This is a genomic window from Rhodococcus tukisamuensis NBRC 100609 (genome assembly GCF_001894985.1).
Classification (GTDB): Bacteria; Actinomycetota; Actinomycetes; order Mycobacteriales; family Mycobacteriaceae; genus Rhodococcus_G; species Rhodococcus_G tukisamuensis.
On record NZ_BCXG01000001.1, the window covers coordinates 129,449 to 143,475 of the forward strand.

Annotated in this window: 13 protein-coding genes and 2 pseudogenes; 1 reads left to right on the forward strand and 14 read right to left on the reverse strand. The window is 68.9% G+C overall.

Annotated elements, in window-relative coordinates; genetic code table 11:
* Nucleotides 1-113 precede the first annotated feature (113 nt).
* The 5 genes from RT2_RS00600 to RT2_RS00625 all read right to left on the reverse strand — a co-directional run bounded on the left by RT2_RS00600 (nucleotide 114) and on the right by RT2_RS00625 (nucleotide 6,393).
* The gene (locus RT2_RS00600) at nucleotides 114-974 is read right to left on the reverse strand and encodes an Ig-like domain-containing protein (RefSeq protein ID WP_169888095.1); all 861 of its coding nucleotides are present in this window, start codon (nucleotides 972-974) and stop codon (nucleotides 114-116) included.
* Between the two features lie 104 nt (nucleotides 975-1,078).
* A complete protein-coding gene (locus tag RT2_RS00605) occupies nucleotides 1,079-1,951 on the reverse strand; it encodes an Ig-like domain-containing protein (protein WP_072842580.1) in 873 nt (290 codons plus the stop codon).
* Between the two features lie 116 nt (nucleotides 1,952-2,067).
* On the reverse strand, nucleotides 2,068-2,652 hold the full coding sequence (locus RT2_RS00610) for a hypothetical protein (RefSeq protein WP_072842581.1): 585 nt from the start codon (nucleotides 2,650-2,652) through the stop codon (nucleotides 2,068-2,070).
* Between the two features lie 106 nt (nucleotides 2,653-2,758).
* Nucleotides 2,759-3,481, reverse strand: a complete 723-nt coding sequence (locus RT2_RS00615) for a hypothetical protein (protein ID WP_072842582.1) — start codon at nucleotides 3,479-3,481, stop codon at nucleotides 2,759-2,761.
* 1,955 nt (nucleotides 3,482-5,436) lie between these two features.
* Nucleotides 5,437-6,393, reverse strand: a complete 957-nt coding sequence (locus tag RT2_RS00625; protein ID WP_072842584.1) for a LysR family transcriptional regulator — start codon at nucleotides 6,391-6,393, stop codon at nucleotides 5,437-5,439.
* A gap of 98 nt (nucleotides 6,394-6,491) precedes the next feature.
* Here RT2_RS00625 and RT2_RS00630 point away from each other — a divergent pair.
* Nucleotides 6,492-6,782: pseudogene (locus RT2_RS00630) on the forward strand (RNA polymerase subunit sigma-24); the annotation flags it as partial.
* Nucleotides 6,783-6,868: 86 nt separating this feature from the next.
* Here RT2_RS00630 and RT2_RS00635 read toward each other — a convergent pair.
* The 9 genes and pseudogenes from RT2_RS00635 to RT2_RS00670 form a co-directional block, all read right to left on the reverse strand.
* Complete coding sequence (locus tag RT2_RS00635; protein ID WP_072842585.1) at nucleotides 6,869-8,335, reverse strand: Ig-like domain-containing protein; 1,467 nt, start codon at nucleotides 8,333-8,335, stop codon at nucleotides 6,869-6,871.
* A 163-nt stretch (nucleotides 8,336-8,498) separates the two neighbouring features.
* On the reverse strand, nucleotides 8,499-9,380 hold the full coding sequence (locus tag RT2_RS00640) for an Ig-like domain-containing protein (protein WP_072842586.1): 882 nt from the start codon (nucleotides 9,378-9,380) through the stop codon (nucleotides 8,499-8,501).
* Between the two features lie 161 nt (nucleotides 9,381-9,541).
* The gene (locus tag RT2_RS00645) at nucleotides 9,542-10,144 is read right to left on the reverse strand and encodes a hypothetical protein (RefSeq protein WP_072842587.1); all 603 of its coding nucleotides are present in this window, start codon (nucleotides 10,142-10,144) and stop codon (nucleotides 9,542-9,544) included.
* Nucleotides 10,145-10,287: 143 nt separating this feature from the next.
* Entirely contained in the window at nucleotides 10,288-11,001 is a 714-nt protein-coding gene (locus RT2_RS00650) for a hypothetical protein (RefSeq protein WP_072842588.1), read from the reverse strand.
* Between the two features lie 654 nt (nucleotides 11,002-11,655).
* Entirely contained in the window at nucleotides 11,656-11,877 is a 222-nt protein-coding gene (locus tag RT2_RS00655) for a LysR substrate-binding domain-containing protein (RefSeq protein WP_072842589.1), read from the reverse strand.
* Nucleotides 11,878-11,901: 24 nt separating this feature from the next.
* Nucleotides 11,902-11,967 (reverse strand): annotated as a pseudogene (locus RT2_RS26775) (hypothetical protein); the annotation flags it as partial.
* 33 nt (nucleotides 11,968-12,000) lie between these two features.
* The gene (locus tag RT2_RS00660; RefSeq protein ID WP_072842590.1) at nucleotides 12,001-13,044 is read right to left on the reverse strand and encodes a tocopherol cyclase family protein; all 1,044 of its coding nucleotides are present in this window, start codon (nucleotides 13,042-13,044) and stop codon (nucleotides 12,001-12,003) included.
* A 105-nt stretch (nucleotides 13,045-13,149) separates the two neighbouring features.
* Nucleotides 13,150-13,557: a PaaI family thioesterase gene (locus tag RT2_RS00665; protein ID WP_072842591.1), complete on the reverse strand. Its 408-nt coding sequence runs from the start codon at nucleotides 13,555-13,557 to the stop codon at nucleotides 13,150-13,152.
* Between the two features lie 60 nt (nucleotides 13,558-13,617).
* A complete protein-coding gene (locus RT2_RS00670; RefSeq protein WP_072842592.1) occupies nucleotides 13,618-14,019 on the reverse strand; it encodes a PaaI family thioesterase in 402 nt (133 codons plus the stop codon).
* Nucleotides 14,020-14,027 lie beyond the last annotated feature (8 nt).

Below are 14,027 nucleotides of genomic sequence, written 5' to 3' on the forward strand. Positions count from 1 at the left end.
AGTCGCCGGCGGCTCGTTGCGGCCATCAGCGTCGCCGGGGGCTGTGGGACCGGGGCTTCGGCGCCCGCGAGGGCTGGACGCCGAAGCCCGGTGTCAGGGGTGGGTTTTGCCGTCTAGGAGCCGAAGCCGAAGAGGGAGCCGATGCTGCCGGCGCCGCCGGGGTTGGTGCCGCCTTCGGGTGCGACGGTCACGGTGGCGGTCGTGGTGGAAGCGCTGGCGTCCGCCGAGCCGGAGAAGTCGGCGATGATGGTGCGCTGGCCGTGGGCGGCGGGGGCCCACTGGGCGGTGGCGGTGCCGTCGGCGCCGACGTAGACGGTGCCGATTACCTTCTTGTCGTCCTTGAAGGTGATGGTGCCGCCGGCCGCTGCAGGGGTGACCTTCGCGGTCAGCGTCGTGGTCTTGCCGACGGTGGCTCCGGTGATCGGGCTCAGGGCGATGCTGCTGGCGGCCTTGGCGACGGTGAGGGAGGGGCCGTTGGTGGTGTAGGTTCCGGTGCCGAGGGATCCGCTGTAGCTCATGCCGGTCTGGAGGGCGATGCCGCGGGAGCAGTCCGCGCCGACCTGGTACTGGGCGGTGAAGACTGCGGGTTTGCCTTCATTGACGATCACCTTGTCGCTGGTGAAGGCGCCCGCGTTGAGGTCGCCCGCGATGTAGTCGGGCTTGATGTCGAGGTGGGGCTCGACCGGTTTGCCGTTCATCTTGGCCGAGTCGTAGACGTAGGTCAGGCAGGTGGGGTGGTGGTCCTTGACCCAGTCGAGTTTTTCCTCGCTGCCTCGTTCGAACTTGGTGGTGACGGTGAGGGTCTCGCCGACGGCGGGGGTTTCGTTGCTGATGGTGCGGGTGAAGTGGGAGTTTCCGTCCCACCAGTCGAGTGTCCTGGGGTCAGCGTTGGCGGTGCCGGCGCTCAGCAGGGCAAGTGTTCCGACCGCGAGTGCGGTTGCGGCGACGGTGCGGGTGGTTGCTCGATGTGTCATGGGTGTTCCTTTGATCTGTGCGGCCATGAGCATCGCCGCGGGCGGTGGGACCGGGCTTCGGCGCCCGCGAGGGCTGGGCGCCGAAGCCCGGTGTCATGGGTGTTCTAGGAGCCGAAGCCGCCGAGGAGGGAGCCGAGGCTGCCGGTGCCGCCGGGGTTGGTGCCGTCGGCGGGCGCGACGGTCACGGTGGCGGTGGTGGTGGATCCGCTGGCGCCTGCCCGTCCGGAGAAGTCGGCGGTGAGGGTGCGCTGGCCGGCGGTGGCCGGGGTCCAGGCGACGGTGGCGGTGCCGTCGGCGCCGACCTGCCCGGTGCCGATGACGGTGGTGCCGTCCTTGAAGGTGATGGTGCCGCCGGCCGCTGCCGGGTTGACCTTCGCCTTCAGCGTGCTGGCCGCGCCCACCTTGGCGCCGGTGACCGGGTCGAGGGTGGTGGTGGTGCTGATGTTGGCGCTGACGGTGATCGCGGGGCCCTTGCCGGCGAAGTTGGCGGCCCCGAGGTTGCTGAGGTAGCTCATTCCGCTGTTCAGTGCTGTTCCGAGGGCGCAGTCGGCGCCGACCTTGTACTGCGCGGTGAGGGTGGCAGATGCGGTCTTCGTGACGGTCACCCCGTAGCTGGTGGCCATGAAGTCGCCGGCGATGAAGTCGGGCTTGATCTCGAGGTAGGGCTCGACGGCGTTGCCGTTCATCTTGGCCGAGTCGAAGACGTAGGTCAGGCAGGCGTCGTGGTGGTCCTTCACCACGTTGATCGTCTCGTCACTGGCGTTGGGGCGCTCGAACTTGGTGGTGACCGTGATGGTCTCGCCCACGGCGGGGGTCGCGTTGCTCACGGTGCGGGTGAATCTGGAGCCGGAATCCTCCCAGGTGGAGGAGGCGGGGGCGGCGCCGGCGATGCCGGCGCCGAGGAGGGCCAGCGCGCCGATCGCGAGTGTGGTTGCGGCGCCGGCAGCGGCGCCGCGGGTGGTTGCTCGATGTGCCATGAGTCTTCCTTCGATCGGTGCGGCGGTCACTGTCGCCGCAGGCTGTGGGGGTCGGGCTTCGGCGCCCGCGAGGCTGGGCGCCGAAGCCGGGAATCGTGCCTCTGTCGGGAAACGGCTCAGGAGCCGAACAGGGAGCCGAGGCTGCCTGCACCCGGATCTCCGCCCCCGAGATAGCCGACCGTGACCTGGGGACCCTTGTCGGCGTAGTTGCCGGAGCCGCGGGATCCGAGGTAGTCCATGCCGGCGGTGAGATTGGCGCCGCGCAGGCAGTTTTCGCCGACTTTGTACTGGACGCTGAAGATGGGGGTCTGGGTCTGCGTGACCCACACCCGGTAGCTGGTGGACATGAAGTCGCCGACGACGTATCCGGGTTTGATTTCGAGGTAGGGCTCGACGGCCTGGTCGTTCACCTTGGCCGAGTCGGGCACGTAGGTCAGGCAGGTGTTGTGGAAGTCCCTGACCCAGTTGAGCCGTTCCTCGGTCGAGTTGGTTCGCTCGAACTTCGTGGTGACCGTGATGGTGTCGCCCGCGTTGGGGGTGGCGTTGCTGGAGGTGCGGGTGAAGCGGGTGGCCCCGTCGTCCCAGGTGACCGACGCGGTGGCAGCGCCGGCGACGCCGCCACCGAAGAGGGCCAATGCGCCTGCCGCGAATACGGTTGCCGCGCCGGCGGCGACGCCGCGCGTGAGTGCTCGATGTGCCATGGGTGTTCCCTTTCGGTGGCGCGGCGCGATCACGCCTACGCCTTTGGGTTTCAGGGTGGTACTCCGGCGCCGCGTTCGACTGCGGCGCCGGAGCGGGAGAGCGGCGCTAGCTGCCGCCGAGGTTCTTGATGATCTTGGTGATGGTGTCGGCGGTGAAGTCCGACAGCGAACCGGTGGAGCTGAGCTGGCCCTCGGTGGAGCCGAGGCCGGCGCCGTCAGCGCTGCCGAGGGTGGACTCGCCCGTGTTCTTCTCCCGCACGGTGAAGCAGGCGCTCAGTTCGGGAATGGTTGTCCCGACGCCGACGGTGCCGCCGAAAGCAGCACCGCCACTGAGGATGGACACGCCGGTCTGGGCCCGGTCCGGGACACGGTAGGTGAACTCGGCGGTCACCGGGTTGCCCGAGTTGACGAACCATCCGGTGCTGCTCACCCGCCAGCTGCCGTCCTCGTTCGGCTCCGGGGTGACGTCCTCGGTCTTCTGTCCCCCCGGGAAGTGGTAGGCGGTGACCTTCGCCGAGACGGGCTTGCCGAAGCCGACCGGCGGGTAGTCCCAGATGGTGTTGACGTACGGGTTCCCGATGCTGGTGGTCCCGACGACAACCTTGTAGGTGATGTTGGTCCCGGCGGCGGCCTCGGCCACCGTGCTCTTGTCGTAGGTGTGGCTGATCCCGACGGTGCTCCAGTCGTTCTTCTCCCAGTGCATGGACTGCTTGCAGTCCGGGTTGGCGGCGTTCGCGGCACCGGCGCCGACGCCGACGCCGAGGAGGGTGGAGGGCAGTGCGGCGACCGCAGCGAGAGCTGCGATACGACGGGCGGTTTTCGGCTGCATGGGGTTTCCTGACTTCTTCTGGTGGGTCGAGCCGGCGGCCGACCGGGGTGGTTGTCACGGCGGCCCGGGCGGTCCAGGCCACCGTGTTCAACGGGTTCTCGACCGCTCCGTGTCGCCCATGGAGGCGATGGCGATCGATCAAGAGAGGGGATGGCGGGCGCCGGTGCACCTCGGGGTGGCGCCGGCGCCGAACCGTCAGCTGAGGGACTGCAGCGTCTTGAATATCTCGAGAACGGTGGCGATCGTGTTGATCGTCGCGGACAACGTGGCCATGGTCTCTCCTTGGATTTGCCGATTGGACTTTCGTGGCGGGCGATTCACCCCGGCGGGCTAATTCCTATCATGATTCTCCCGCACTATGGGGGCAGGATTGAAAAGTCGGATGCATCATGGGGGATCCCGAAAGGCGTTGTAACGTATTTATGGCGAACGGCTCGTCGACGGTTTGTCCGACTCGCGTGCTGGTTCAAAAAGACCAGGTAGACGCATGGTTTTGGTCAAATTGCGCCGCGGATCACCGCCCCGGATGGGCTCCGAAATTCGCGCCACGGGTCGGTTCGGCCGCCGAGTGAAGAATCTACTCGCGGTGAATGTTGCCCTGTGGAATTTATTGCAAATGATGCAATTGTGCCCTGCGGTCGGGCGTGGGTCTTTTGTATCTTCTTTCGGCGTCGGTCGAAGATTGATTTTCAGGAGAGTGTGCGAGTTCCTGTCTATTGAATGGGTGGGTGGTTTTTTTGAATCTGCTGTCTCGCTGCCGGGTGATTGCGCTCAGTGCTGCTGCATTCGGTAGACACCTGCCGTGTCGCCGGTCAGCCGCAGCCGCCCTGGATTCGGGTCGGGGTGACGTCGGAGACGTTGGTGGTGTCGAGGTGTGGGCGGTCGGGTCGCAGAACCCGACGTCGGTGATGTTGGGCGGCTGTTGCGGCGAACAGCAGCGCGACTGCAGCGAGGCGGGTGAGGACTCGGCCTCGTGACGACATGGTGAACCTCTCGGCGGGCGACTGCCTGGACGTGATCCGCGGGTGGGGCTGTGGCTGTGGTTCGGTGGACGGCGTCCGGGCTGGGTGTGGGCCGGGTCGGTTCGGTCGGCAACGCGCGATTCGCGCGGGTCAACGCGCGTCCGCCGGCGCCGGTCTGGTGTGACCGGCACGTACATCGGTGTGGCGCGTCGGGGGACGGCCATGTGCAGGAAAGCCTAGGGCGGAGCGGATCGGAACAGAAACATCCGTTTCCGGATGAATTGACAAGGTTCTGTTGTCAGTGGGGGATCAGGGTGGGCATCGTCGAGCATCGTGATCGCCAAACGCAGTGCCAAGCACCTGAATCGGCGACGCAGGTCACGTGCAGGCGCCTTCGCCTCGCGTGAACCGTCGCTTCGACGACCGAGTTTGCCCGCGGAGGCCTGAGACCGCTTGGCGCTTACGGCGATCGCCCGCGAAAGTGGATCGCCGGTGCCTGTGTCTGTGCCTGGGCGGGCATGAACAATATGAACGCACCACCATCGTCACGATGGGCCTGTCATGTTCTAGCGGGGAGTTTCGACGCGCGAATCCGTCTAAGCGAGAAAGACGTTCGATGGCGACCGTCCTGAAGGGCCACCCCGGAGAACCTGCCGGTGGAGCTGACTCGGGCTACCAGGTCAGCCGGGCCGTTCGTCGTCTCATCTGCTGGTCGATCACCTCGCCGCCAGGCATACGTTGGTGGTGCTGGATGGTTGCGAGCACCTGCTCAGGGCCGCCGATCCACAGCGGGGCAACTCAATTCAGGTGGGTGGGTGGGTGGGTGCGCACCAGCCGCTCGCCGACCGTGCTCGGAGAGTCCTTCACCGTCACCCAGTTCGAAAGTCCGAGCGGGATGGCGGCGCAGCACGCCGGGACGTCAGGCCCTCGTCGTCCGCGCGGTAGGACGTGCGACGGTGACGTCCGTTTCCGGATGATCGACAAGATTGTCTGTCAGTAGGGGATCAGGGTTGGCATCGTGCGTTCGTTGAGGTCCGGCTCCTGCAGCCTCTTGACCAGGTCCGGGCGCGCGTCGCGGACGCGGCGCGCGGCGTCGATGAACGAGCGCACCAATACCGAGTCGTTCTCTCGGGGCCACGCCACCGTGACCTCGTTGGGCTCGGCGTCGGTGATCGGCAGCAGCGTGACACCGGGGTAGGGGACCCAGCGCGAGCAGGCCACCGTCACCCCGATGCCGACCCCGGCCGCGACCTTCTGATACTCCTCGAGCAGCGTGGTCGAACGGGACACGATCGGCGCACGCGTTCCGCTGCGGTGCTCGTCGAGTTCCCAGTACTCGTTCCATGCCGAGTCGGTGCAGGCCGCGCCGAACATCGGCTCCTCGAGCAGCTCCGCGGCGCGCACCGACTCTTTGCGTGCGAGGGGGTGATCGGCCCGCACCATCGCCACGAGCGGCTCGTTGAACAAATGCTCGAATTCGACACCGTCGGTCGTGAGCGGGCGCCGGACGAACGCCACGTCCACCGACCGATCGTTCAGCCCGGCGGACGGATTGTCGTAGTTGAACTGACGCATCTCGATCGTGACGCCGGGGTGGCGGTCGCGGAAGGCCGACATGATCGGCTCGGTGAGGATCAGTGCCGCACCCTCGGTGAAGCCCAGCACCAGCCGTTCGTTCTCGCTGCGGTCCATCGAGCGGGCGCGCTCGGCTGCGTCGTCCAGGGCGGCAAGCAGTGCACTCGTGTCGTCGAGGAAGGCGGCGCCGGCCGGCGTCAGGGTCACGCTGCGCGTGGTGCGGGTCAACAGCACCACGCCGAGGCTCTGTTCCAACTGCTTGATCTGCGCGCTCAGCGCCTGCTGCGCGATATGCAGCCGCTGTGCGGCGCGGGTGAAGCTCAGCTCCTCGGCGACGGCGACGAAATAGCGAAGTTGACGGGTCTGGAGCTCCATGGCGCGAGTGTATGTCGACAGAGTGCCTCGGGGTGGGGGTCCGAGGGGATCACTGCGGCCAGGGCGGCAGGGGTGGGGCGTCAGCGGCATCGGGCGGCGCGCCGTCGCCGGTGGTCGAGCTCAACCGGGCGGTCGCGGTGTCGATGGCACAGGGGCCGGCGGCGGCGCTGCGGATCGTGGACGAGCTGGCGGCCGCGGGTGCGCTGTCGACCTCGCACCTGCTGCCGACGGTCCGCGGCGAGCTGCTCACCCGAGTGGGGCGCACGGACGAGGCGCGCACGGAGCTGGAGCGGTCAGTTAGGTTGTGCGGCAACGAACGCGAGCGGGTGGTGCTGGTCAGCAAGCTTGCAGTCAGCGACTCGCCCTCGAGGCCGTGGCGGCCGAGCTGATCCCGACTGCCGGAGATCGAGTGCTGAAAGGGGTCTGTCCCCGGCCGCGGTGGCCGGGGACAGACCCCTTCACGGTGCGTCAGTTGTCAGCTGCTGGAGCCGAAGCCGTCGAGGCTGCCGTTTCCGCCGGTTCCGCCGTCACCGTCGGCGGGCGCGACGATCACCGATTCCCGGTCGGAGGAGGCGTTGACGGTGCCGTTGCCCGAGTACTCGGCGGTGACGGTGATCTGGCCCGCCGTCGCCGGGGTCCACTCGGTGGTGGCGGTGCCGTCGGCTCCGACCTGCGCGGTGCCGACGACGGTGTTGCCGTCCTTGAAGGTGACGGTGCCGCCGGCGTCGGCGGGGGTGACCTTCGCCGTCAGGGTGGTGGCCTGGCCGACGGTGGCGCCGCCGACCGGACTGAGGGTGGTGGTCGAGTCGGTGTTCGACGCGGGTGCCTCGGCCACGGTCACCTGCCCGGTGGTGGTCGACCCGATGACGCCGTCACGGCCGGAGAAGGTGGCGGTGAGCGTGTGGGCGCCGGCCGCGGCGGGGACCCACTGGTAGGTGACCTTCCCGTCGTTGCCGACCGGCAGCGTCGCCAGTGAGACGGCGCCGTCGCGGAGTTCGACGGTGCCACCTGCCGCGGCCGGGCTGACCGTGGCGGTGACGGTGGAGGCGCGGCCGACCTGGGCATCGGTGACCGGTGCGAGCGCGATCGTCGAGGTGCCGTTCTGCTCGGCGACCTGCACGGTGATCACCGCAGACTGGGACGTGGTGGCGAATGCGGTCCCGGCGAACTGCGCGGAGAGGGCGTGGCTGCCCCGGATGGAGGGGGTCCAGGGGAGGGTCGCGGTCCCGCCGGCATCGAGGGTGGCCTGGCCGATCGGGGTTGCGGCGTCGAGGAATTCGACGGTGTCGCCCGGCGCGCCGCCGGTGACGGTGGCGGTCAGGGTGCTCGGCACGCCGACGCGGGCGCCGGTGACGTCGGCGAGGGTGGTGGTGGTACCGGTCTTGGCCATGGTGATCGACGGACCCTTGGTGCCGTAGCCGCCGCTGCCGAGCGACCCGCCGTAGTCCATGCCGGTGGCCAGGGCGGTGCCGCGGGGGCAGTTCTGGCCGACCTTGTAGCTGACGCTGAAGGTGGGGGACCGGTGGAAGCCGGGCCGATTCTGGACCACCCAGTCGGTGACGCCCCAGGAGGCGCGGACGTAGCCGGTCCCGTTGCCCTCGTCGGCGACCACCTCGGGGTTGGAGACGGGGTATTCGCTCTGACCGATCATCTTGGCGGAGCCGGGGACGTAGGTCAGGCAGGACGGGTGGCGGTCCTTGACGTTGTAGATGAACTCGTCCACCCAGCTGGTCCGGTCGAAATTCGTTGTCACGGTGACGGTGTCGCCGACCGCGGGGGCGGTGTTGCTGACGGTCCGGGTGAAGCGGGAGCTGCCGTCGTCCCAGGTGATCGAGCCGGGGGCGGCGCCGGCGACGCCGGCGCCCAGGAATGCGAGTGCTCCGACCGCGAGTGTGGTGGCCGCGGTGGCGGCGACGCCGCGTGTGGTTGCTCGTTGTGTCATCGGTGTCTCCCGTGTGATCGGTGCGGCCGTGGGTGTCGCCGCAGTCTTTGCGTGTGACCGGGGTCCGGGGCCGCGAGGGCGCGGCCCCGGAGGTTCGAGTGCGGGGAGGGCCCGTCCCGGGCGCGTCGGCCCGGGAGAAGCCCCCTCGTCGTGCGGTGGGTTGCTAGCTGGAGCCGAAGAGGGAGCCGAGGCTGCCGGCGCCGTCGTTGCCGCCACCGGTGCCTTCGGGTGCGACCGACACCGACGCCTGGTTGGAGGATGCGGTGACGGTGGCGGTGCCGGAGTAGTCGGCGATGATGGTGCGCGTGCCCGCGGTGGCGGGGGACCACTGGGCGGTGGCGGTGCCGTCGGCGCCGACGGGGGCAGTGCCTACGACATCGGCCCCGTCCTTGAAGGTGACGGTGCCGCCCGCGTTGGCGGGGGTGACGTTCGCCGTCAGGATGGTGGTCTTGCCGATGGCGGCACCGGTGATCGGGGCCAGGGTGGTGGTGGAGGTGGCCTTGGCGACCGTGACGGCGGGGCCCTGGGTGTAGTAGCCGCCGAATCCGAGTGATCCGTTGTAGTCCATGCCGGTGGCGAGGGCCGCGCCCTGGGCGCAGTCGGCGCCGACCGTGTAGCTGATGCTCAGGACGGGATTGAACGCGGGCTGGTTCTTGACGATCCAGTCGTTGGGACCGAAGTCGACGCTGACGAGAGGATCGCGGCTCGGGTCCGAGCCGTCGTCGACCTGCGGGTTGAGCGGGGTGTTGTTCATCTTGGCCGAGCCGGGGACGTAGGTCAGGCAGGCCGGGTGCCGGTCCTTGATGTTGTAGAGGTGTTCCTCGGTGCCGTTGGTTCGTTCGAACTTCGTGGTGATCGTGATGGTTTCGCCCACCGCGGGGGTGGAGTTGCTGACGGTGCGGGTGAAGTGGGAGTAGTAGTCGTCCCAGGTGACCGTGGCGGTGGCGGCGCCGGCGGTGCCGGTGCCGAGGAGGGCGAGTGCTCCGGCCGCGAGTGCGGTGGCCGCGGTGGCGGCGACGCCGCGGGTGGTTGCTCGTCGTGTCATGGTGGTCCTTCGGTCGCGGAAGGTGCGACCATCGACAGCGCGGTCGCAGCTTCGGGTTGGTGGTCGTGCCGCGGCGGCCGCGGCGGTCGGACGTCGAGCGCTGGAAGGGCCTGCCCCCGGCCGGTTGCCCGGGGAACCGGCCCTTCACCGTGCGGTGGCTACTAGCTGGAGCCGAAGAGCGAGCCGATGCTGCCGCCGGCGCCACCACCACCGCCGAGGTAGCTGACCGTGACGGCGGGGCCCTGGGTGTAGTAGCCGCCGAAGCCGAGTGATCCGTTGTAGTCCATGCCCGTGGCGAGGGCGGCGCCACGGGTGCAGTCGGCGCCGACCTTGTAGCTGACGCTGAAGATTGGGGAAAAGCCGGGCTGGTTCTTGACGATCCAGTCGTTGGGACCGAAGTCGACGCTGACGAGCGGATCGCGGCCGTTGATCGAGCCGTCGTCGACCTGCGGGTTGAGCGGGGTGTTGTTCATCTTGGCCGAGCCGGGGACGTAGGTCAGGCAGGCCGGGTGCCGGTCCTTGATGTTGAGGAGGTGTTCCTCGGTGCCGTTGGTTCGTTCGAACTTCGTGGTGATCGTGATGACTTCGTCCGCCGCCGGGGTGGAATTGCTCACGGTGCGGGTGAAGTGGGAGTAGTAGTCGTCCCAGGTGATCGAGGCGGTGGCGGCGCCAGCGGTGCCGGTGCCGAGGAGGGCGAGTGCTCCGGCCGCGAGTGCGGTGGCCGCGGTGGCGGCGACGCCGCGGGTGGTTGCTCGTTTTGCCATGGTGGTCCTTCGGTCGCGGAAAGTGCGACCATCGGCATCGAGGTCGCAGCTTTGGGTTGGTGGCCGTGTGCTCGCCCCTTCGCGGCAGTCGCGACGGGCGAGCACAGCGCCCGGCCGCCGGTGTCGGCGGCCGGGCGCTGGGTCTAGCTGCCGTTCTGGAGGACTCGGGTGATGGTGTCGCCGAGGACGTCGCTGACCGAGCCGGTGGAGCTCATCTGGCCCTCGGCGGAGCCGAGGCCGTTGTCGTCGAGGCTGCCGAGGGCGGCCTCACCCGGGTTCTGGCCCCGAACGGTGAAGCACGCGGTGAGATTCGGTCGGTAGGCCCCGACGCCGACGGTGCCGCTGACGTCGATGCCGCCGCTGGTGATGGTCACGCCGGGCGCGGCGCGGTCCGGGACCCGGTAGGTGAACTCGGCGGTCACCGTGTTGCCGGCGTTGACGAACCAGCCGGTGCCGCTCACGCGCCAGGCGCCGTCGCCGTTCGGCACGGCCTGCACTTCCTCGGTGACCTGTCCCTGACCGAAGTGGTAGGCGGTGATCTTCGTGGACACGGGGGCGCCGAAGCCGGCGGGGGCGTAGTCACGGAAGGTGTTGACGTACGGGTTACCGATGCCGGTGGTACCGACCACGATCTTGTAGGTGACGTTTGTCCCGGCGGCGGCCTCGGCCACCGTGACGCTCTTGTCGTAGGTGTGGGTCACCCACACGGTGCTGGCGTCGTTCTTGGTGGTGTGGCTGGACTGTTCGCAGGGGGCGGCGTTCGCGACGCCGGCTCCGACTCCGGCCACGAGCAGGGCTGCGGGGAGAGCGGACACTGCCGCGAGAGCGGCGATGCGGCGGACTGTGTTCGAAGACATGTGTTCCTAACTGTTCGCTGTTGCGGTCACGCCGGAGTGCTGACCGCGTACTCGCCGCGTGACAGGGTCGGATCCCCTGTCAGCGTTCGAACCTGTCACCCGACGCCTGTGGCGCGGCGACAAACCACGACCGAACAGAGCCGGGCGGATGCACGCCGTCTGTGCACCAGCCCGGACCAGTCAGCTGGGGACTGCAGTGATTTCGCCGCCGAGGACGGCCCCCGATGGTGCCGGGGATCGAGACGACGGCGGACAGCGCGGCCGTATTTCTCCTGGCATCTGTTTTGGGAGAAATGGCTCGCGGGGAGGAGTGATTCCGTTGTGTGGGTCAGTCCTATCACGCACACTCCGCTTCTTGGACGCGAAACTGGAAATCCCGGCGCCCTGCCGGACGGAGATCGTTACGTGCCGCAGCGTATTTGACCAGAATGGCATTCGGGTGGCATTCGGCCGGAATTCACCCAAAGTTCGAACCTGCTCGAATTCATGGGCATATGGCCAGGTAGTCGCTGGTTTTCGACATTCGAATTCGGGCTGCGTGTGCCGAGGTCGATCGCGTCCGGGGCAGGTTTCATTTCCGGCCCCAGGAAGCTTGGGTGCGGGCAGATCGGAACAGAGACGCTTTGTTCCGGACTGATTTACAAGGTTCCGTTGTCAGTAGGGGATCCAGCGGCGGAGCATCACCACGCGGGGCTCGGTGAACAGGGTCTCGAACTCGACGCCGTCCGTCGTGAGCGGACGCCGCACGAACGCCACCTCCACCGATCGGTCGGTCAGCCCGGCCGAGGAGTCGTCGTAGTTGAACTGGCACATCTCCACCGTCACGCCGGGGTGACGATCGCGGAAGGCCGACAGGATCGGCTCGGTCAGCAGCATCACGCCGAGGGCCTGCTCGAGCTGCTTGACCTGCGCGCTCAGTGCCTGCTGCGCGATGTGTAGCCGCGGGCGGCGCGGGTGAAGCTCAATTCCTCGGCCACCGCAACGAAGTAGCGAAGCTGGTCACCGCGGCCGGGGCGGCAGGGGAGCGGCATCGGTCGCGTTCGGCGACCCGCCCCGCCGGTCGGTCTCGGCCCTCGCCAGGCCGAGGCCGCCGTGCTCGAGCGCGGCGAGCGTGGACTGTCCCGACCAGACCTCCCGGCCGCGTCGGCGCACCGAGACGCGCATCCGGGCGCCCAGGTGCTCGATCGCGCCCGCGATGTTGCGACGCTCGGTGGGCAGCGGCACCGGCAGCACGTGCGCGTCGCCGACGGGGCCGTGGCCCTCGATGTCCACGCTCCAGTTCGGACTGCGCCCTCGCAGGATCCAGTGCTCGTCGGTGACGGCGGCGCGGACCGGCGAGAGTGCCGGGTGGACGAGCCGCAGCAGCCGGCCGTCCGGCAGGCGCACCACCACGGCGGTGACCTCGGTGCGCAGCGGTCCGGCGCTCACCTGCCCGCCCGCGAACGCCACGCAGGCCTCGGGTTCGGCGAAACCCTGCGCCTGGCCCCACCACCACGATTCCGGGAATCCGCCTCGGCCCCAGTTCTTCTCGGCGTACACCTGGGCTCCGTTGAGGTCCCACTCCTCGCCGTCCAGCACGGCGTGGCCCTCGGCCCGGCCGCCGAGCAACCAGGGGTGCCAGTACTGGTTGAGACCCGGAACCGACTGGAAGACACCGGAACCACCGAACCCTCGGCGCGGCCAGGGCGTCGGATTCGTTATCCGCACGTCGAGTCGGGCGTCGGGCCCGAGGTCCACCCGCAGGCCGCCGCGTTCGCCGTGGAACTTCTCGCCCGCATGCGCGCCGAGACGGTGCGGATCGGCCCACCCGGTGGGGTGGGCGGCGGTGCGCAGGAAGCGGTTCGGATGGCCGGCCAGCCCGAGGGTGGCCCACCCGCCGTCGGCCGCGCGGTTGACCCCGCACAGGGCGATCACCACCCGGCCGGACTCGGGGAGAGTGAACCGCCAGAAGTAGCCCTCCATGGCGACGCCGTGTGCGGGCAGGAGGTCCCCGAAGGGCAGGTCGGCGCCGGTGGCGCGATATCTGTCGAGCAGACGCGACATCGCCCCACGGTAGTCCGCGGCGCGGCGATCGGCAGGGCGTCGAGCGCGAACCGACCCCCGCCGGTCAGTTTCCCGATGTCACACATCGGGTACCGCCCGAGGCACTCACTGTGACATCGGGGAACCGGCGAGGACGGCCTGCGACTGGGTGACCTGGGCGACCAGTCGGTCCTCGTCGTCACGGACCTCGATGACGATCGCGACCGTGCTGCGGCCCACGTGCAGCGGGCGGGCAGTGGCGGTGACGGTGCCCTTGCGGACGCCGCGGGTGAAGACAGTGTTCGAACTGGTCGTGGAGGTGGCGGCGCCCGCCGGGAGGTTGAGGAAGGCGCAGACGGCGCCGACGGTGTCCGCGAGGGTCATCAGCGCGCCGCCGTGCATGCCGGGCCCCGCGGTGGTCCGGTGCTCGCTCCAGTCGAGCGTGCCGACCGTCTCGGCGGGCGTGGCCGCGGTCAGCGTGACGCCGGTGTGCAGCGCGAAGGGCATGGTGGCGAGCAGTTCGTCGGGTGTCATGGTCGCAGGCTACGTCGGATGTCGATGTGGCACAGCCTGTTACACGCGACGTAAGGGAATCTACGGCCCCAGTTCGCCGAGGACGGCGTGCGACTGGGTCACCTGCGAGACCAGCCGGCCTTCCTCGTCCATGATGTCGATCGACACCAGCACGGTCTTGCGGCCGACGTGCAGCGGTCGCGCGGTGCCGGTCACGACGCCGCGGCGCACCTGGCGTGCGAACACGGCATTGGACGCCGTCGTCACCCGGGACGCCCCCGACGGAATGTTGAGGTATGCGGAGACGGCGCCGACCGTGTCGGCGAGGGTGGTGAGGGCGCCGCCGTGCATGATTCGATCCGTCGTGGTGACGTCCTCGCTCCAGGCGAGTCGGCCGACCACCTCGCCGGCGTTCGCCGACACCAGTTCGACTCCGGATTTCGCCGCAAACGGCATGGTCGCCAAGATCTCTTGCAGGTCCATGATTCGAT

Excerpts from the sequence above, each read along its gene's own strand:
- RT2_RS00610 (WP_072842581.1), bottom strand. The coding sequence starts at position 2,652 with ATGGCACATCGAGCACTCACGCGCGGCGTCGCCGCCGGCGCGGCAACC.
- RT2_RS00640 (WP_072842586.1), bottom strand. The coding sequence starts at position 9,380 with ATGACACGACGAGCAACCACCCGCGGCGTCGCCGCCACCGCGGCCACC.
- RT2_RS00670 (WP_072842592.1), bottom strand. The coding sequence starts at position 14,019 with ATGGACCTGCAAGAGATCTTGGCGACCATGCCGTTTGCGGCGAAATCC.
- RT2_RS00660 (WP_072842590.1), bottom strand. The coding sequence starts at position 13,044 with ATGTCGCGTCTGCTCGACAGATATCGCGCCACCGGCGCCGACCTGCCC.
- RT2_RS00665 (WP_072842591.1), bottom strand. The coding sequence starts at position 13,557 with ATGACACCCGACGAACTGCTCGCCACCATGCCCTTCGCGCTGCACACC.
- RT2_RS00650 (WP_072842588.1), bottom strand. The coding sequence starts at position 11,001 with ATGTCTTCGAACACAGTCCGCCGCATCGCCGCTCTCGCGGCAGTGTCC.
- RT2_RS00615 (WP_072842582.1), bottom strand. The coding sequence starts at position 3,481 with ATGCAGCCGAAAACCGCCCGTCGTATCGCAGCTCTCGCTGCGGTCGCC.
- RT2_RS00645 (WP_072842587.1), bottom strand. The coding sequence starts at position 10,144 with ATGGCAAAACGAGCAACCACCCGCGGCGTCGCCGCCACCGCGGCCACC.
- RT2_RS00655 (WP_072842589.1), bottom strand. The coding sequence starts at position 11,877 with ATGCTGCTGACCGAGCCGATCCTGTCGGCCTTCCGCGATCGTCACCCC.
- RT2_RS00635 (WP_072842585.1), bottom strand. The coding sequence starts at position 8,335 with ATGACACAACGAGCAACCACACGCGGCGTCGCCGCCACCGCGGCCACC.
- RT2_RS00605 (WP_072842580.1), bottom strand. The coding sequence starts at position 1,951 with ATGGCACATCGAGCAACCACCCGCGGCGCCGCTGCCGGCGCCGCAACC.
- RT2_RS00600 (WP_169888095.1), bottom strand. The coding sequence starts at position 974 with ATGACACATCGAGCAACCACCCGCACCGTCGCCGCAACCGCACTCGCG.
- RT2_RS00625 (WP_072842584.1), bottom strand. The coding sequence starts at position 6,393 with ATGGAGCTCCAGACCCGTCAACTTCGCTATTTCGTCGCCGTCGCCGAG.